The organism is Streptomyces sp. ADMS (assembly GCF_033441795.1).
Taxonomy (GTDB): domain Bacteria; phylum Actinomycetota; class Actinomycetes; order Streptomycetales; family Streptomycetaceae; genus Streptomyces.
This window is the reverse complement of record NZ_JAVFVX010000053.1, coordinates 38,196-55,828: the sequence shown is the minus strand read 5'-3', so window position 1 is coordinate 55,828 and position 17,633 is coordinate 38,196. Positions and strand designations below refer to the sequence as shown.

Genomic DNA, 17,633 nt, shown 5'->3' with positions numbered 1-17,633 from the left:
CAGGTCGCGGAGTGCAGTCCAGCGGCCCCGAGGAATTGCGCAGCAGAGTCCGCGGGTGCACTGTGGCTGGTCGCGCGCAGTTCCCCGCGCCCGTTTGGGGGAACGGCAAGCCGACCGCGCCTGTCAGCTGCCCGGGGCCTTCGGTTCGTCCCAGCTTGTCCTGCCCGGGATTCCGTCCGCGTCCTTGCCCTTTGGCCGGGACCGTTCTCGTAAGGGCCGCAGCCCGTCCACGAGGCGGCGGCCCATGCGGGTGATCAGCGGGGACTTCTGGCCGGCGTGGAAGAAGCCGGCTCCGGGCACGTGCGTAATCCACCCTTGGGGGTGCGGAGTTGAGTCGGCGAGACGCGTTCACGCCACCGGGGGAAGGTTCGATGAGGGCCGCCGCGCACGACTCGCACGCGATGGGCGCGTGCCGGATCAGCCCCTTCGCAGAGTGCGCACAAACGATGTCGCAGTCACTGCAGCAGAATGGCGGGTATGTCCCGACGCCCTGCGCATCCCCGGCGCCAACGCCCGTCCGTCCCTGTTCAGAGCTCCACATGTCCGTGCGGTCTTGCGGAGACGTATGAAAAGTGCTGTGGCCGATTCCACCGGGGTGAGGCGTCGGCACCGACCGCGGAAACCCTGATGCGTTCGCGCTACAGCGCCTTCGTGGAGCAGGACGAGCCCTACCTTCTGCGCACCTGGCACCCGGATACCCGCCCGGCCCGGGTCGCATTCGACCCGGGGATGCGCTGGACGGGCCTGGAGATCCTCGAAGCGGGCGACGGTACGGCGTTCCACACCACCGGGACCGTGACCTTCCGGGCGTCCTACCGAGGTGGTTCGCTGCGTGAGCGGAGCCGGTTCGAGCGGGTCGACGGGGCGTGGGTGTACGTCGACGGAGACATCGACGAGGCCGGCCGGGACAGGCCCTAGGGCGCGAGGATGTCCAGTTCCTGAAGGGCCCCGACCGCGATCTCGCGGGTGAGCCGCTCCGCCCGCTCGGCGTCGCCCTCGCGGACCGCCTCCGCGACCTGTACATGCAGGGTGACGGCGGCCGGGTCGGGGTCCTCGAACATGACCTCGTGATGGGTGCGGCCGGCCAGGACCTCCGCGACGACGTCGCCGAGGCGGGCGAACATCTCGTTGCCGGAGGCCTCCAGGATCACCCGGTGGAAGGCCACGTCATGGACGAGGTAGCCGTCCAGCCGGTGGCCGCGCGAGTTCGCGACCATGCCCAGCGCGCACTCCGTGAGCTGGGCGCACTGCCCGGCGGTGGCGAATCTGGCGGCCAGCCCCGCGGCGACCGGTTCGATCGCGGAGCGCAGCACGGTGAGGGAGCGCAGCTGCTGCGGGCGGTCGGCACCCGCCAGGCGCCAGCGGATGACCTGCGGGTCGTAGACGTTCCACTCGGCTCTGGGGCGGACCGTCACGCCGACCCGGCGGCGGGACTCGACCAGGTACATCGATTCGAGGACGCGGACCGCCTCCCGCATCACCGACCGTGACACGTCGAAGCGCTGGGCCAGTTCGTCCGTGCGCAGAACGCTGCCCGGCGGGTACTCGCCCGCGGTGATCGCAGGTCCGAGGGTTTCCAGTACATGGCCGTGCAGCCCTCGACCCGATGTGCTCATGCACTCAGAGTACGGGGCGCGTCACTCTTCTAAAAAGTCAGACTTATAAGCACAGGGTCTTGAATTTGTCGTACCTATTGCGTTTCATTGCGTTCACATCACGTGTCGACGAGGACGGTGAGAGCACACGATGCAGCAGCCACGTACCCCCCATGTCGTCGTGGTCATGGGTGTCTCGGGCACCGGGAAGACCACGATCGGTCCCCTGCTCGCGACCCGGCTCGGCGTTCCGTACGCCGAGGCCGACGACTTCCATTCCCCGGCCAACATCCACAAGATGACGGCCGGGACCCCGCTGACCGACGAGGACCGCAGGCCGTGGCTGGACGCCATCGGCGAGTGGGCGCACGGGCGGGCCGGGCTCGGCGGAGTGGTGAGCTGTTCGGCGCTGAAGCGGTCGTACCGGGACCGGCTGCGGGCCACCGCGCCCGGCGTCGTCTTCCTGCACCTCACCGGCGACCGGGCGCTCATCGAGGACCGGATGGGGCACCGGCGGGGTCACTTCATGCCGACGGCGCTGCTCGACTCCCAGTTCGCCACCCTCCAGCCGCTCGAAGCGGACGAGGCGGGTGTCGCGGTGAACGTCTCCGGCACCCCCGACGAGGTCACCGCCCACGCCGTTGCCGCGCTCGGCGACATCGACGGTCCCGCGACACCACCCTCGAAGTAGTCCCGAAAGCCCCTCCCCCGAAGAACTCCAGACGAACTACAGAAGACAAGGGAATCCCCCGTGACCGGACTCAGCGTCGAGACGCTGGCAGCGGACACCGTCGAGCCGATCACCTCGGCCGGCCATGCCCAGCTGGGCGTCGCCGTACTGGCGGGCATCGCGCTCATCGTCCTGCTGATCACCAAGTTCAAGCTGCACGCCTTCCTGGCCCTGACCATCGGCTCGCTCGCGCTGGGCGCCTTCGCGGGCGCGCCCCTCGACAAGACCATCGCCAGCTTCACCACCGGGCTCGGCTCGACGGTGGCCGGCGTCGGCGTCCTGATCGCCCTGGGCGCGATCCTCGGCAAGCTGCTCGCCGACTCCGGCGGCGCCGACCAGATCGTCGACACGATCCTGGCGAGGGCGTCGGGCCGGACGATGCCGTGGGCGATGGTCCTGATCGCCTCGGTGATCGGCCTGCCCCTGTTCTTCGAGGTCGGCGTCGTCCTGCTGATCCCGGTCGTCCTGATGGTCGCCAAGCGCGGCAACTACTCCCTGATGCGCATCGGCATCCCGGCACTCGCGGGCCTGTCCGTGATGCACGGCCTGGTCCCGCCGCACCCCGGTCCGCTGATCGCGATCGACGCGGTCGGCGCCAACCTCGGATTGACCCTGGCGCTCGGTGTCCTGGTCGCCATCCCGACGGTCGTCATCGCCGGTCCGCTGTTCTCGCGGTACGCGGCCCGCTGGGTGGACGTACCCGCCCCGGACCGCATGATCCCGCAGCGCCCCTCCGAGGAACTGGAGAAGCGCCCGGGCTTCGGCGCCACCCTCACCACGATCCTCCTCCCCGTCGTCCTGATGCTGTCCAAGGCGCTGGTCGACATCGTCATCGACGACCCCACGCACATGGTGCAGCGGGTCTTCGACGTCGTCGGTTCCCCGCTGATCGCCCTGCTCGCCGCGGTACTCGTGGGCATCTTCACGCTGGGCCGGCCGGCCGACTTCACCAAGGAGCGGATCTCCCGGATCGTCGAGACGGGTCTCGCGCCCATCGCCGGCATCCTGCTGATCGTCGGCGCGGGCGGCGGCTTCAAGCAGACCCTGATCGACTCCGGGGTCGGCAAGATGGTCCTCGACATCTCCGAGGACTGGTCGATCCCGGCTCTGCTGCTGGCCTGGCTGATCGCGGTGGCGATACGGCTGGCGACGGGTTCGGCGACGGTGGCCACGGTCTCGGCGGCCGGCCTCGTGGCCCCTCTCGCCGCCGACATGTCGACAACCCACGCGGCCCTGCTGGTCCTGGCCATCGGCGCCGGCTCCCTCTTCTTCAGCCATGTCAACGACGCCGGATTCTGGCTGGTCAAGGAGTACTTCGGCCTGACCGTCGGCCAGACCCTCAAGACCTGGTCGGTCATGGAGACGATCATCTCCGTGGTCGCGGGAGCCCTGGTCCTGCTGCTGTCACTCGTGATCTAGGGGTGGCAGCTGCTTGCCGAGCAGCGCATACGAGGCCGGATTGGCCCGATCGTCCGCCTGCGGGTCTGCGGAGCCCTCGTCCGACCGGGCCGACGTACGTCGTGCGACCTGGGACACCGGGTACGGCGCCGGCGTGCGGGGCCCTGCTCCACCAGAGGACGGTTCAGGGCCTCCCCGTAGCCTCTGCCGTCACCGCAGGTGGACGATCTGATGAGCACCCTCGCCAGGATCACCAGCGGCCTGATGACATGAGGAACACCGGCCCCGTAGGCGCCCTCGTCCGCTACGGCACCGCCAGGGCCACTCGGTCAGGAGGAACACCCTTCTCCTCGTACCCCCGGGCCGGTCGAACCCCCACCCGGCGACGGGCCCGGCACCGCGGAGGACAGCCGCGACGGCCGCCTCGGTGACCGTCGGCTCAGGGGCGCCACAGCGGATGTTCGCGGTCCGCCCACTCCTTGCTCACCGAGCCCGTTCTGAGGCCCCGGCGGGCCTCCGGGTCGCCCAGGGCCATGCCGATGTGGCCGGCCAGGACGATGCCGATGGTGAGCGCCAGCCAGTCGTGCACGAAGGTCGCGCTGGTGCGCCACACCAGCGGGGTGAGGTGGGTGAACCACATGAGCAGGCCCGTGCCGAGCATGACCAGGGTGGCGCCCGCGATCCAGGCCGCGTAGATCTTCTGCCCGGCGTTGAACTTGCCCGCCGGGCGCGAGGCGCGGCGCTTGTCGCGTCGTAGGGCCGCGCGCAGCCAGACCCGGTCGTGCGGGCCGAAGCGGTTGAGGAAGCCCAGGTCGGAGCGGAAGGCGCGGGAAGCGAGGCCGGCCAGGACGGGCACCGGCAGGGCGAGGCCCGCCCACTCGTGGACGCGGACCACCAGCTCACGGCGACCGACCAGTTCGGCGAACTGGGGGATGTACAGACAGGCCGCCGTCACCACGCACACGCCCATCAGCACGGCCGTCGCGCGGTGCACCCACTTCTGGGAGCGGCCGAAGCGGCGTACGTCGGCGGTGGAGTGCGCCGGGGCGTCGGCGTCAGCTCGTAGGCTCATCGTCGCGTCCGTTCGATTTGCCGACCCAGGCGTCGATGTCATAGCCGCGGTTCTCCCAGTAGCCGGGCTGCACGTCCTCGGTGACCGTGATGCCGGAGAGCCACTTGGCCGACTTGTAGAAGTACATGGGGGCGACGTAGAGGCGGACCGGGCCACCGTGGCTGTGGCCCAGGTTCTTGTCCTGCATGCGCAGCGCCACCATGACGTCGGCGCGGCGGGCCTGGTCGAGGGTGAGGCTCTCGGTGTAGGCGCCGTCGAAGCAGGTGAAGCGCACCGCCCCGGCCGAGGAGCGAACTCCGGCCGCGTCCAGGAGCCGGGACAGCCGCACCCCTTCGAAGGGCGTGCCGGGCACCCGCCAGCCCGTGACGCACTGCACGTCCTTGACCATCCTGGTCTGGGGCATGGCACGCAGGTCGGCCAGCGTGTAGGTGGCCGGCCTGTCGACGAGACCGTCGATCTTCAGCCGGTAGTTCGCTGCGTTCTTGCGGGGCACGGAGGACGTCACGGAGTAGTAGCGGAAGCCGCCGCCGTTCGGGAGGAGCCCGGTCAGACCGGTGGGGTCCTTCTCCGCGGCGCCGGCGAGGAAGGACTCCATGCCGCCCTGGAGGGTGGGCGCGGCGACCACGCCGAGGGCGCCCAGACCGAGGGTGCCGAGCAGGACCCGGCGGCCGATGGGCTTACCCCGGTCCTGCCCTTCGGGTGCTTCGGGCGTTTCGCGTTCTTCGGGTCGTTCGGGTCGTTCGGAGTTCACCGCACCATTCGAACACCCGCGACCCCTGTCGAGCCAGGAATCGCGGGTGCCGTCAGACTTCCGTAACCGCTTCTCGCCCTCTTCTCAGGCGGGAGCCGGCCCGGAAAGAGTGCTCAGGAGGTCGCCTCCGCCGACTCCGCCGACTCCGCCGCCTTCTCCAGCTGGAACGCCTCGTTGCCGAGCCCGATCCGCGCGTGCGCCTCGGGCTTGCGGGCACGCAGGACCAGGCCCTGGACCAGGCCGAGGACCGCGGCGGCCCCGATGATGCCGGGCAGCAGCCAGTTGAGGGAGGAGTCCGGGCCCGTACCGACCAGGACGTCGAAGTCCTTGACCGTGTAGAAGGCGATGACGAGGAGCGCGATGCCGGAGAGCGCGGCCGTGGCCAGCCGCCAGGCCTGGGCACCGGCGGCGCCGCGGCGGACGAAGAAGACGATGACGGAGAGAGAGGCGGCGGCCATCAGCAGGATCACGCCGAGGGCGCCGATGTTGGCGGCCCAGGTGAACAGCTTCAGCACGGGCGTGGTCGGGTCCCCGACCGGACCCTCGTCGGCGACGGCGAAGCCGGCCACAATCACGACGGACACGGTGGTCTGGAGGAGCGAGCCGGTGCCGGGGGCGCCGCTCGCGCCGGTCGTCCGGCCGAAGGCCTGCGGGAGCAGCCCTTCCCGGCCCATGGCGAAGGCGTACCGCGCGACGACGTTGTGGAAGCTGAGCATCGCGGCGAACATGCCGGTCACGAAGAGGATGTGCATCACGTCGGTGAAAGTGCCGCCGAGCCGTTCCTCGGTGAGGAAGAACAGCAGTCCGGCGCTGTGCTCCTGGGACGCCCCGACGACCCCGGCGGGGCCCGTGGCGACGGTCATCGCCCAGCTGCTGAAGGCGAGGAAGACGGCGACGCCGCCGACCGCGAGGAACATCACGCGCGGCACGAGGATGTGGGGCTTGCTGGTCTCCTCGGCGTACACGGGGGCCTGTTCGAAGCCGAGGAAGGCGGCGATGCAGAAGCACAGTGCGGTGCCGACGCCTGCTCCGCTGAGGGTGTCCGGGTTGAAGGCGTGCAGCGACAGGCCCTCCGTCGCCGGGTCGGCGACGGCGGCGACGTCGAAGATGACGACGAGGACGACCTCGATGACGAGCAGCACGCCGAGTACGCGCGCGTTGACGTCGATCTTCAGCCAGCCGAGCGCGCCGACGGCCAGCGCGGCCAGCAACGCCGGTATCCACCAAGCGACTTCGGTGTCCAGGTAGGTGGCGAACAGGCCGGACACCTCGAACCCGAAGATGCCGTAGATGCCGACCTGGAGCGCGTTGTAGGCGACGAGCGCGAGCAGCGCGGCGCTCGCCCCGGCGGTGCCGCCGAGACCGCGCGAGATGTACGCGTAGAAGGCGCCCGCGTTGTGGACGTGGCGGCTCATCTCGGCGTATCCGACGCTGAAGAGGACGAGGACGACGCCGAGGGCTACGAAGAGGAGGGGCTGGCCGACGATGCCCATCACCGCAAATGTAGTGGGCATGACACCTGCGACCACCAGGAGGGGAGCGGTCGCGGCGAGCACGGAGAGCAGCAGTCCTCCGGTGCCGAGGCGGTCGGCGCGCAGTGCGCGCTCCTGCCCCTTGAACGTACTGATGCCGCTGTCACTGTCGGCGCTGGGTCTGAACTTGCTCGAACTGCCCGTCGTCATCGCGGGATTGTCCTTTCGGGCGTACGGAGTTTTCAGTGGTGCGTTCGGTGGTGCGGAGTTGTTCCAGTGGTGCCGTGGGGCGTTACACCGTGCCGAGCGCACTGTCGCGGGCAGCACGGAAGGCGGCGTGCGGGTCGCGGTCCGGGTAGGACCACGGGATCGGGGTCTGGTGGGGGCCGATCCGGTGGAACAGGGCGGCGGCCTCCGCGCCCCGGCCCTCGCAGAACTTGGCGTGGGCAAGGAAGTTGAGGTCGATCAGGCGGCGCGGATGGTCGTCGCGTTCCCACTCCAGCCACCAGTCGAAGGCCGCCTTCATCACCTGTCGGGCCCGGCGCCCGATCCAGTGCCCGGAGGACGCCGGGTCGGCGGACTCCAGACCGGCGGTGGCCAGGACGCGGTAGCGCTCGGCGTGCGCGACGACCGGGAGAATCGCCAACGGCGAGTCGGCGGGGGCCTGTTCGACAGCCCAGTTGGCGAAGTCGTACACCTCGTGCAGCGGGTCCTGCCCGGCGGCGATACGGCGTTCGGCGAGGCGCGCGACCATCAGGTGATGGGCGTGGTGGTGGTCCGGGTAGCGGTGCCGGACCTCGTCGAAGAGCTGCACGACGGTCTCCTCGGCGCCCACGTTCCGCTCCAGCTGGAGCAGCCCGAGCCAGGGCGTGGGGTCCGCGGGAGCCAGCGCGGCGGCCGCGTGGCAGGCGTCGCGGGCCCGGACCGGCTTGTCCTTGCCGGCCAGGGCCCGCTGGACGGTGGCCGCGGCGAGCAGGACGGAGGCGTCGGCGGACTCCGGTTCGGCCAGGAGCCAGTCGCGGGCCCAGGCGGCGGTGCCGGACTCCAGGGCGAGGACCGTGACCCGATGCCCCCGGCGGTCCCAGTCGTCGCCGGTGGTGGTGAGCAGTGCGCGGACGGCCTGCCAGCGCCCCTGGGCCAGCGCGGCGCGCGCGGCGACGAGTTCGGTGTCGTCGAGCGCGGCGTCGAAGGCCTGGGCGGCACGCCTGCGGCCCCGGCCCAGGGGTGGTGGAGGTGGAGACACCGCGGGGAACTTCCTCACACGACGCGGTCTGCTGACGGCGATCGTTCGACTGCCATCGGTTGATCACGGACAGCAAACCCTCCACGAATGCTTCACGTCAAGGCCGATTTTCTGTACGACACGTGTCAATTACCCATGTGTACAGGACAGTTGACCTGACGACAGACCAGACCCCTGCACGCCCTACCAACAGCACAAAGATGACGTTAAGTCGCGACACAGTCACCGCCGGGAACGGGGTGACCCTGCCGATTCCACGACTGCGTCACATCCCAGCCGTACGGGGTACTGCTCCTCGGCGTCACCGGCCTGATCCTGGTCCAGAGCGCCTTCGAGACCGCCCCGCCGCGCATGTCCCTCCCCGCCCTCACGGCGGCCCAGCCCCTGGCCGGCATCATCTGCGGCATCGGCTTCCTGGGCGACCGGGTGCGCACCGACACCGGCGCGCTGGCGTGGGAGGCGGCCGGCCTCGCGGCGGTGGTCGTGGGCATCGTCCTGCGGGGACTGCACCCGGCGATGCCGAGCGGCTGCGCACCGAGCGAGCCCAGGCGTGACCTCCAGCCGCACTGAACCGAAGAGGAACAGGCGCGGGGAATGGGCTTGGATGGGAGGCATGAGCACTCCCACCGACCCCGCTGACGAGATCCTCGACGTCGTCGACGAGAACGACGAGGTCATCGGCCGGTCCCCACGGGGCGAGGCGTACGCGCGCGGTCTGCGCCACCGCTGCGTCTTCATCCAGGCCAGGGACGCCGGGGGCCGGATCTTCGTCCACCGCCGCACCCCCACCAAGCTGGTCTTTCCCTCCCTGTACGACATGTTCGTCGGGGGCGTCGTGGGCGCGGGCGAGTCGTACGACGGCGCGGCCCTGAGGGAGGCCGAGGAGGAACTCGGCGTCACGGGCCTGCCCCGCCCCGAGCTCCTCTTCAAGTTCCTCTACGACAACGGCGACGGCCAGAGCTGGTGGTCGGCGGTGTACGAGGTCCGCTGCGACCTGCCCGTCCACCCCCAGGTGGAGGAGGTCGCCTGGCACGACTTCCTGCCGGAGGACGAGGTGGAACGGCGGCTGAGCGAATGGGAGTGGGTACCGGACGGCCTGGCGGCGTACGAGCGCCTCATGGCGTACCGGTCACCCGACAGCCCGTAAGGTCGTGCACGTGATCGATTTCGTGCGGAACGTCCGCCTGTGGTTCGCCCCCCAGGAGATCGGCGAGGAGGGCCACACCCCCGACTACCGCTTCTCCCTGGCCAACGAACGCACCTTCCTGGCCTGGCTGCGCACCGCGCTCGCGCTGGTCGGCGGTGGGTTCGCCGTGGACCAGTTCCTGCCCGACCTCAGGTGGGCCTGGCGCGTGGGGCTGGCGCTCGCGCTGCTGGCGGCCGGGGTGCTGTGCTCGCTGCGGGCCGTCAATCACTGGGTGCGGTGCGAGCGGGCGATGCGGCGGGGCGAGGACCTGCCGGTGTCCCGTTTCCCGGCGCTGCTGAGTGTCGCGGTCGCCGTCGTCGCGCTCACCATGGTGGTCGTCGTGCTGGTCCGGGGGAACGGGTGAGCGAGGGAGGGATCCGCGAGGCAGGGGTGCGGGACCCCGGGCTGCAACCGGAGCGGACCCGGCTGGCGTGGCGGCGTACGACGCTGTCGAGCACCGTCGCCGCCCTGCTCGCCGGGAAGACCGCGCTGCACGGCGGGCCGTCGGCGGCCGGGATCGCCGTCTGCGCGGTGTGCTGCGCGCTGTGGCTGTGCTTTCTGGCGGTCGCCCACCGACGCATCCGTACGCTCGCGACGACGGACGACGACGGTCCGCCGGTGCTCGCCGCCCGGCACGCGGCCGCCGCGACCCTGTGCGCGGTCGCCCTGGCGGTGTGCGGGGCGGCACTCGTCCTCTGACGCCGCCGCTTGCCACTCGCTGGGCGACCTGCCCTGGAACGGCGCGGTACCGGGCCCCGACAGAGGCCCGGGGTACCGCGCGGCCGTCCTCCGCCGGCCCGCGGGTTCGTCACCGCGCTTCCGGCGGAGCGCTCAAGCCCAGTCCACCGTCACCACGATCTTGCCCCTGGTACGGCCCTCCGCGTTCAGCCGGTGCGCCTCCGCCGCGCGCTCCAGGGGGAACGTGTCGGACACGTGCAGCGAGAACACGTGCTGTTCGGCCAGTTCGGAGAGGTGCGCGAGGTCCTCGGCGTCGGGGCGTACGAAGTAGTAGCGGCCGCCGAGGCCCACGACGTCCGGGTCCGCGATCGACACCAGGCGACCGCCGGGAGCCAGCAGCTCCACCGAGTCCCTCAACGTGTCGCCACCGACGGTGTCGAACACCGCGTCGACTCCCCGCGGAGCCAGTTTCCGTACCCGGTCGGCCATGCCCTCGCCGTAGGTCACCGGCTCGCCGCCCAGTTCGCGCACGAAGTCGTGGTTGTGCACGCTCGCCGTGCCGATGACGTGGGCCGCGCCCAGGTGGCGGCGGGCCAGCTGGACGGCGACGGAACCGACCCCGCCCGCCGCCGCGTGCACCAGGACGGTCTCGCCCGTGCGGACGCCGAGCGACCTGGCGAGCACCTGATAGGCGGTGAGCCCGACCAGGGGAAGCCCTGCCGCCTCCTCGAAGGAGAGGTTGCGGGGCTTGCGGGCGAGGGTGCGCACCGGGGCGGCGACGTACTCGGCGAAGGTGCCGCGCGAGAGAAAGTCCTCGCGTACGTAGCCGATGACCTCGTCACCGACGGCGTACTCGGAGACGGCGGGGCCCGGACGGACCACGACTCCGGAGACGTCCCAGCCCGGTACCACCGGGAAGACGGCGTCCAGGAGGCCGTCGAGATAACCCTCACGGCACTTCCAGTCCACCGGGTTGACCGACGCCGCCCGCACCTTGATCAGCACGGAGTCGGGCCCCACCTTGGGATCGGGGGCGTCCTGTGTGTACTCCAGGACGTCGGGACCCCCGTACCGGCTGTAGGTAATGGCTTTCATATGTCTGGCCCTCCGGTTTCCTAAGATTCGACCCTCCGGGGTGCGCGAACGCCACGCAAGTCGAATGGCCGGATATATATGGATTGCGTGACAGCCTGTCCGGCGTCACCACCCGCACATCCGTGCACTTGCGCACTCCCGTACCGCCTCACGTCCGAAGGTGAACACCATGACCACCCCCGCCCTTCACCAGGAACACCCGACCCACGAGCACACCCACGGCCCGGCCTGCGGCCACACCGAGGTGCCGCACGGCGACCACGTCGACTACGCGCACGACGGCCATCTGCACCGCGCGCACAGCGACCACTGGGACGAGTGCGAGCCCGGCGGACACGTGACGCACGGCGCCCACGACCACGCGCACGGGGACGCCTGCGGCCACCCGGGCGTCCAGCACGGCGACCACATGGACTATCTGCACGACGGCCACCGGCATGCCGCACACGAGGGCCACTGGGACGATCACTGACGGTTTCCAGCCACCCGCTCTGCCCGGCCGGCGCCTCCTTCCGCACACTGGAAGCGAGACGCCGGTCACTTTTCGCCCACCCACTGGACGACATACCGACCGGTCGGCATCATGATGCAGGTCCTGTTTCCGTACGCGTAGGAGCGATGATGCCCCCGGACGACCTGCCAGGTCTCGATCTCGGCCGGCTGCGCGGCCTGCTCGACAGCGAGCGCCCCGGACTCGTGCGCGGCCCCCTCACCGGCCGGCTCATCGAGGGTGGCCGGTCGAACCTCACCTACGCGGTCACGGACGGCACCACCCGATGGGTCGTACGACGGCCCCCGCTGGGCCATGTCCTGGCCACCGCGCACGACATGCGGCGCGAGCACCGGGTGATCAGCGCCCTGCATCCGACGACGGTGCCGGTCCCGCGTCCCGTGCTGCTGTGCGAGAACCCCGAGAACGGGGCGGTGCACGGTGCGCCGTTCTACGTCATGGAGTTCGTACCGGGCACGCCGTACCGGACGGCCGAGCAGCTCGCCCCGATCGGACCGGCGCGGACCCGGGACGTGGTGCTGTCGCTGGTGGACACGCTCGTCGAGCTGCACGCGGTGGACCCCGCCGAGGTGGGCCTCGCGGACTTCGGCCGGCCCGAGGGCTTCCTCGACCGGCAACTGCGGCGCTGGGGCAAGCAGTTGGACTCGTCGCGCAACCGAGAGCTGGCCGGCATCGACGAGCTCCAGGCGGCGCTCGCCCGGGCGCTGCCCCACTCCTCCACCCCGGCGATCGTGCACGGCGACTACCGCTTGGACAACGTCCTGATCGGTACGGACGACACCATCGAGGCGGTCCTCGACTGGGAGATGTCGACGCTCGGCGACCCGCTCACCGACCTGGGTCTGCTGGTGATGTACAGCATGCCGCTGGGCGCGCCCGACTCCCCCGTCTCCACGACCGCCGAGGCCGCCGGACACCCCTCTCCGGCCGAACTGATCGAGCGGTACGCGGTGCGCTCGGGACGGGACGTCTCGTCGGTTGCCTGGTACACGGCGTTCGCCTGGTTCAAGCTGGCCGTGATCCTGGAGGGCATCCACTACCGCTACACGCTGGGCCAGACGCTCGGCGCGGGCTTCGACCGCATCGGCGACCTGGTCCCCGTCTTCATCGAGCACGGCCTGACCACACTGCACACAGGTCTCCAGGAAGGCTGATCCGACATGGACTTCGCGTTCGACGCGCCCACCGAGGAACTGCGCGCCAAGCTCCTCGTCTTCATGGACGAGTACGTCTATCCGGCCGAGCAGGTCGCGCACGAGCAGCGCGAGCGGCTGGCCTCGCCGTGGGACACCCCGGCCGTGGTCGAGGAGTTGAAGGCCGAGGCCCGCAGCCAGGGCCTGTGGAACCTCTTCCTTCCCGACACCCGGCACGGCGCGGGCCTCACCAACCTCCAGTACGCCCCCCTCGCCGAAATCACCGGCCGTTCCCCGCAGTTGGCGCCGACCGCGCTGAACTGCGCGGCACCGGACACCGGCAACATGGAGGTGCTGGCACAGTTCGGCGACGAGCAGCAGAAGAAGCAGTGGCTGGAGCCGCTCCTGGCGGGCGAGATCCGGTCGGCGTTCGCGATGACGGAGCCGGAGGTGGCCTCGTCAGACGCGACGAACATCGAGACGCGGATCCGGCGGGACGGCGACGACTACGTCATCACGGGGCGCAAGTGGTACATCTCCGGAGCGATGAACCCCGACTGCCGGATCCTCATCGTGATGGGCAAGACCGACCCCGACGGCGCGGACATCCGCCGCCAGCAGTCGATGATCCTGGTCCCCCGGGACACCCCCGGCGTCACGGTCAAGCGGGCGATGCAGGTGTTCGGCTACGAGGACCACTCACACGGCGGCCACGCCGAGGTGCTCTTCGACGAGGCGCGGGTGCCTGCAGCGAACCTGATCGGCGAGGAGGGCAGCGGCTTCGCCATCGCGCAGGCCCGGCTCGGCCCCGGCCGCATCCATCACTGCATGCGGCTGATCGGAATGGCGGAACGGTCGATCGAGCTGATGTGCCGCCGAGCCGTGTCCCGGACGGCCTTCGGCAAGTCGCTGGCCCAGCAGGGCGTGGTCCACAACTGGATCGCGGACGCGCGGGTGGCGGTGGAGCAGCTGCGGCTACTGGTGCTGAAGACGGCGTGGATGATGGACACGGTGGGCAACAAGGGGGCGCACGCGGAGATCCAGGCGATCAAGATCGCTACGCCGCGTGCGGTGGTGGACATCATCGACAAGGCGATTCAGCTGCACGGGGCGGGTGGGGTGAGCCAGGACTTCCCGCTGGCGGAACTGTGGGCGAGTGCGCGGACGCTGAAGTTGGCGGACGGGCCGGATGAGGTGCATCAGCGGTCGTTGGCTCGACGGGAGCTGAAGCGGTACGTGTGAGGGGGTTTGCCGGGGGTGGTCGGTGCGGCCCAGGCCGCGTCTCCCACCCGCCCACCCGTCCGCCGGATCTGTCCAGCGCGGGCCGGCGGATCAGCCCGCCCGGCGACCGAAGGAAGGGCCCATACAGCCCGAGCTTTCCATCCCACCGGCCCCCGCCGCACCCGCACCCCGAGCCAGGACACCTCAGCCCGTCCGCCATGTGAGGACAAGGCCCGTACAGCCAGACTTCCACCCCACACGCCCCGCCCCACCCGCACCCCGAGCCAGGACACCTCAGCCCCTCCGGCATGTAAGAACGAGGCTCGTTCAGGGCCGTGGCGGGGGGCTGGGGGGCGGCAGTCCCCAGGGATGGGACGGGTAGGGGCGGCGGAGGCGAAGAACCCTGCGCCGGCCCCGCCCCTACGGCCGCAACGCCCGCAGCAACAAATCCGCCAGTTGCTCCGCGACCTCCGTCGAGCTCATCGGACCCTCCGGGCTGTACCACGTCGACAAGTGGTGGACCGAGCCGAAGTGGTAGTCGACCACCAGGTCCGCCGAGGTCGCCCGGGAGAAGACGCCCGCCTCCTGCCCCTCCTCGATCAGCGCACGGAAGCGCTCGTGGTAACGGCGTCTTTCCGCGCGTACCTGCTTGTTCTTCTCCGGGCTCAGATGATGCATCGAGCGGAAGAAGATCATCGCGTCGTCAAGATTCTCGATGGTCGTGACGACCACATCCGCCGCCGCCCGCCGCAACCGCTCCTCCACCGGCGCGTCCGCGTTCGCGAACGCGTCCAGCCGCTCCTGCTGAACGCGCAGCACGCGCGCGTACACCTCGTGCAGGAGATCGTCCTTGGAGCCGAAGTAGTGGTACAGCGCCCCCTTGGTGACCCCGGCCGCCTCGACGATCTCCTGCACGGACGTGCGGTCGTACCCCTGTTCAGCGAAGAGCCGGGTGGCGGCGGCCAGCAGCCGCTGCGGGACGGGCGTACCGTCACCGTCCGTCGTCCTTGGCACTACCGCCACCTGCCTTCCAAACGTTCCACCGAACAACCGGAGTAACCGCGGCAACCGAAGCAACCGAACAAGCTGCCTACTGAGAGTTCCCGGACCGGGTACGCAGTTCCCGGCGGAGAATCTTCCCAGTCGCCGTCTTCGGCAGATCGGGCAGGATCTCCACCTGCCGCGGGTACTTGTAGGCGGCCAGTCTCTCCCTGCAGTACGCGGCGAGCGCGTCCGGGTCCCCGTCGGCGCCGGGACGCAGGCTGATGTACGCCTTCACGGTCTCCCCGCGGTACTCGTCGGGCACCCCGACGACGGCCGCCTCGCGTACCGCCGGATGGGTGTACAGCACGTCTTCGACCTCCCGCGGCCACACCTTGAAGCCGGACGCGTTGATCATGTCCTTCTTCCGGTCGACGACGTACAGCCATCCCTCGGCGTCCATGAACCCGATGTCGCCGGTACGCAGTTCCCCGTCCGGGAAGGTCTCCGCGGTGGCCTCCGGAAGCCGCCAGTAGCCGGGAACGACCTGCGGCCCTCGGACGAGGATCTCGCCCTGTTCGCCGAAGGGAACCTCCGCGCCCTGGTCGTCGACGATGCGTACGACGGTGTCGGGGCCCGGCACGCCCACGGCGAGTGTGCCGGAGACCGGGTCGACGGGGGCCTCCAGGGCGGGCGGTACGGAGGCGCAGGGGGCGGTGCACTCGGTGAGGCCGTAGCCGTTGCGGACGTACGGGCCGAAGCCGGCCCGGAACTTCTCCACGAGGGCGGGTGGCAGCGGGGCGCCGCCGGAGGAGATGTGCCGGAAGGAGGAGAAGTGGTCGGGGGTGCAGTCCGGGTGCGCGGCCAGGGCCATGAAAGCCGTCGACGGGCCGACCGTGTAGTGCGGGCGGTGTTCGGCGAACGCGTCCAGGACGACACCGGGCTCGAAGCGGTGGGCGAGCACGAGTGTGCCCGCGCTGTTCAGACACGCGCCGAGCTGACAGACCATGCCGGTGATGTGGAACAGGGGCGCCATCGCGAAGTAGACGGGCGCCTCGGGCAGCGGGAGGCCCGTGCGCTGCCGTTCCGCGTTGTACATGATGTTGCCGTGCGTGTTGGTGGCTCCCTTGGGGGACCCGCTGGTGCCGGAGGTGTAGCTGATCAGCGCGATGTCGGCGGGGCCGGGATCGCGGCCGACGGGGGCGCTGTGTCCGTACCGGGCGACGGCCGTCAGGTCCTCGGCGTCCGGGGCCTGCGGCAGCCGCTCGAACGCGAGCACGCGCGCGTCGCCGCGGGTCTGGAAGTCCAGCTCGCAGCCCGTGAGCACGATCCGCACCGGGGAGTCCGCGACCGTCTCCCTCAGGTACGACTCCCAGGCCCGGTCGGAGCAGATCAGCGCGGCCACGTCGCCGTCCCGCAGGACGTGCGTGACCTCGCCGGACTTGTACATCGGGTTGACGGGGACGACGGTCGCCCCCGCCTTCCAGGCCCCGAGCACAGCGAGCACGAAGAGCGGCGAGTTCTGGAGCAGGACGGCGACGCGGTCGCCTCGCTCCAGCCCCCGGGTGACGAGATACCCGGCGACGGAGTCGCTCAGCTCGTCGGCCTCACGGTGGCTGAGCCGCCCGTCGAAGTAGGCGAGGAAGGTGCGGTCCGGGACCTCGGCGGCGGTCCGGCGCAGCGCGTGGACGAGTGAGTCGTCGGGGCTGACGGGCCCGCGTTGGGCGTCGTCGAGCAGGGCCAGCCAGGGCTGCGCGGCGTACCGGGAGCCGGAGTTCATGCCGGAGCCGGGGTCGGTCATCGGGCGGTCTCCCACTTCTGCTGGATGTGGTTCATGTTCGTCAGCCAGCGCTCGGGGTCGGCGGCCCGCGCCTGGTAGTACTCGGCGACCTCTGGGTGCGGCAGGATCAGGAACCGGTCCTCCTCGATCCCCCTGAACAGCGCCTCCGCGACCGCCTCGGGCTCGATCGCGGTCGGCGCGAGCACCAGGTCGCCCGCACTGCCGGTCCCGGCCAGCATGTCCGTACGTACGCCCTGGGGGCAGATGGCGTGCACCTTGAGCCCGCGGTGACGGTACGTCAGCGACAGCCACTCCGCGAAGGCGTACGCGCCGTGCTTGGTCACGCTGTAGGGTGCCGCGCCGATCATGGTGAGCAGCCCGGCGGCGGACACGGTGGAGACGAAACGGCCGCTGCCGCGTTCCAGCCACTCCGGAAGCAGTTCGTGGGCCGCCCGCACATGTGCCATCACGTTCACGTCCCAGGCAAGCGCCCAGACCTTGTCGTCGGCCGCCTCGGAGCCACCCGAGGCGAGCCCGGCGTTGGCACAGTAGACATCGACGGTCCCCCCGAGAGCCGCACGAGCCTCGGCGACGATCGCGGAGGCGTCACCCGGCACCGCGATTCCGCCTATCTCGTCGGCGACGGTTCCCGCCCTGTCGGCGTCGAGGTCATTGACAACGACCCGGGCCCCCTCGGCGGCGAACCGCCGGGCCAGGGCGGCCCCGATCCCGCCCCCCGCTCCGGTGACGACCACTCCGGCACCCTGCACGACACCCACGATCGGTC

19 protein-coding genes and 1 pseudogene are annotated in these 17,633 nt (G+C 70.6%); 10 read left to right on the top strand and 10 right to left on the bottom strand.

Going from position 1 to position 17,633, the window contains the following annotated elements; translation table 11 throughout:
- Nucleotides 1–123: 123 nt before the first annotated feature.
- Complete coding sequence (locus RB628_RS23085) at nucleotides 124–300, bottom strand: hypothetical protein (RefSeq protein ID WP_318322417.1); 177 nt, start codon at nucleotides 298–300, stop codon at nucleotides 124–126.
- 177 nt (nucleotides 301–477) lie between these two features.
- On the opposite strand from RB628_RS23085, the gene RB628_RS23080 reads away from it, so the two are divergent.
- A complete protein-coding gene (locus RB628_RS23080) occupies nucleotides 478–918 on the top strand; it encodes a YchJ family protein (protein WP_318322416.1) in 441 nt (146 codons plus the stop codon).
- Here RB628_RS23080 and RB628_RS23075 read toward each other — a convergent pair.
- A complete protein-coding gene (locus RB628_RS23075; protein ID WP_318322415.1) occupies nucleotides 915–1,616 on the bottom strand; it encodes a FadR/GntR family transcriptional regulator in 702 nt (233 codons plus the stop codon). The genes RB628_RS23080 and RB628_RS23075 overlap by 4 nt on opposite strands.
- 130 nt (nucleotides 1,617–1,746) lie before the next feature.
- Here RB628_RS23075 and RB628_RS23070 point away from each other — a divergent pair, with 130 nt between their 5' ends.
- Together RB628_RS23070 and RB628_RS23065 are read left to right on the top strand one after the other, a co-directional pair.
- The gene (locus tag RB628_RS23070) at nucleotides 1,747–2,286 is read left to right on the top strand and encodes a gluconokinase (protein WP_318322414.1); all 540 of its coding nucleotides are present in this window, start codon (nucleotides 1,747–1,749) and stop codon (nucleotides 2,284–2,286) included.
- Nucleotides 2,287–2,346: 60 nt separating this feature from the next.
- Entirely contained in the window at nucleotides 2,347–3,744 is a 1,398-nt protein-coding gene (locus RB628_RS23065) for a gluconate:H+ symporter (protein WP_318322413.1), read from the top strand.
- A 418-nt stretch (nucleotides 3,745–4,162) separates the two neighbouring features.
- Here RB628_RS23065 and RB628_RS23060 read toward each other — a convergent pair whose 3' ends face one another.
- The 4 genes from RB628_RS23060 to RB628_RS23045 form a co-directional block, all read right to left on the bottom strand.
- A complete protein-coding gene (locus RB628_RS23060) occupies nucleotides 4,163–4,795 on the bottom strand; it encodes a cytochrome b/b6 domain-containing protein (RefSeq protein ID WP_318322412.1) in 633 nt (210 codons plus the stop codon).
- Nucleotides 4,779–5,546 carry a molybdopterin-dependent oxidoreductase gene (locus RB628_RS23055; protein WP_318322411.1) on the bottom strand — a complete coding sequence of 256 codons (768 nt, stop codon included), beginning with the start codon at nucleotides 5,544–5,546 and terminating at the stop codon, nucleotides 4,779–4,781. The genes RB628_RS23060 and RB628_RS23055 overlap by 17 nt, the downstream gene beginning before the upstream one ends.
- A 113-nt stretch (nucleotides 5,547–5,659) precedes the next feature.
- A complete protein-coding gene (locus tag RB628_RS23050) occupies nucleotides 5,660–7,228 on the bottom strand; it encodes an APC family permease (RefSeq protein ID WP_318322410.1) in 1,569 nt (522 codons plus the stop codon).
- An 82-nt stretch (nucleotides 7,229–7,310) separates the two neighbouring features.
- On the bottom strand, nucleotides 7,311–8,261 hold the full coding sequence (locus RB628_RS23045) for a hypothetical protein (protein WP_318322409.1): 951 nt from the start codon (nucleotides 8,259–8,261) through the stop codon (nucleotides 7,311–7,313).
- Between the two features lie 273 nt (nucleotides 8,262–8,534).
- Here RB628_RS23045 and RB628_RS23040 point away from each other — a divergent pair.
- The 4 genes and pseudogenes from RB628_RS23040 to RB628_RS23025 form a co-directional block, all read left to right on the top strand.
- Nucleotides 8,535–8,831: pseudogene (locus RB628_RS23040) on the top strand (hypothetical protein); the annotation flags it as partial.
- Nucleotides 8,832–8,874: 43 nt separating this feature from the next.
- Nucleotides 8,875–9,408, top strand: a complete 534-nt coding sequence (locus RB628_RS23035; RefSeq protein WP_318322408.1) for an NUDIX hydrolase — start codon at nucleotides 8,875–8,877, stop codon at nucleotides 9,406–9,408.
- 10 nt (nucleotides 9,409–9,418) lie between these two features.
- A complete protein-coding gene (locus RB628_RS23030; protein ID WP_318322407.1) occupies nucleotides 9,419–9,811 on the top strand; it encodes a YidH family protein in 393 nt (130 codons plus the stop codon).
- The gene (locus tag RB628_RS23025) at nucleotides 9,808–10,146 is read left to right on the top strand and encodes a DUF202 domain-containing protein (RefSeq protein WP_318322406.1); all 339 of its coding nucleotides are present in this window, start codon (nucleotides 9,808–9,810) and stop codon (nucleotides 10,144–10,146) included. Before RB628_RS23030 ends, RB628_RS23025 begins: the two co-directional genes overlap by 4 nt.
- 132 nt (nucleotides 10,147–10,278) lie before the next feature.
- Here RB628_RS23025 and RB628_RS23020 read toward each other — a convergent pair whose 3' ends face one another.
- A complete protein-coding gene (locus RB628_RS23020; RefSeq protein WP_318322405.1) occupies nucleotides 10,279–11,220 on the bottom strand; it encodes an NADP-dependent oxidoreductase in 942 nt (313 codons plus the stop codon).
- A gap of 169 nt (nucleotides 11,221–11,389) precedes the next feature.
- Between RB628_RS23020 and RB628_RS23015 the strand changes: the two genes are divergently transcribed.
- The 3 genes from RB628_RS23015 (at nucleotide 11,390) to RB628_RS23005 (ending at nucleotide 14,106) form a co-directional block, all read left to right on the top strand.
- A complete protein-coding gene (locus RB628_RS23015; RefSeq protein ID WP_318322404.1) occupies nucleotides 11,390–11,692 on the top strand; it encodes a hypothetical protein in 303 nt (100 codons plus the stop codon).
- A gap of 149 nt (nucleotides 11,693–11,841) precedes the next feature.
- Nucleotides 11,842–12,885: a phosphotransferase family protein gene (locus tag RB628_RS23010; RefSeq protein ID WP_318322421.1), complete on the top strand. Its 1,044-nt coding sequence runs from the start codon at nucleotides 11,842–11,844 to the stop codon at nucleotides 12,883–12,885.
- A gap of 6 nt (nucleotides 12,886–12,891) precedes the next feature.
- Nucleotides 12,892–14,106 carry an acyl-CoA dehydrogenase family protein gene (locus RB628_RS23005; protein WP_318322403.1) on the top strand — a complete coding sequence of 405 codons (1,215 nt, stop codon included), beginning with the start codon at nucleotides 12,892–12,894 and terminating at the stop codon, nucleotides 14,104–14,106.
- A 399-nt stretch (nucleotides 14,107–14,505) separates the two neighbouring features.
- On the opposite strand, the gene RB628_RS23000 is transcribed toward RB628_RS23005, so the two are convergent.
- The 3 genes from RB628_RS23000 to RB628_RS22990 form a co-directional block, all read right to left on the bottom strand.
- Nucleotides 14,506–15,099, bottom strand: coding sequence for a TetR/AcrR family transcriptional regulator (locus tag RB628_RS23000; RefSeq protein WP_318322402.1), 594 nt, complete (start codon nucleotides 15,097–15,099; stop codon nucleotides 14,506–14,508).
- A gap of 76 nt (nucleotides 15,100–15,175) precedes the next feature.
- A complete protein-coding gene (locus tag RB628_RS22995) occupies nucleotides 15,176–16,867 on the bottom strand; it encodes a class I adenylate-forming enzyme family protein (protein WP_318322401.1) in 1,692 nt (563 codons plus the stop codon).
- A complete protein-coding gene (locus tag RB628_RS22990) occupies nucleotides 16,864–17,628 on the bottom strand; it encodes an SDR family oxidoreductase (RefSeq protein WP_318322420.1) in 765 nt (254 codons plus the stop codon). Before RB628_RS22990 ends, RB628_RS22995 begins: the two co-directional genes overlap by 4 nt.
- Between the last annotated feature and the right edge of the window lie 5 nt (nucleotides 17,629–17,633).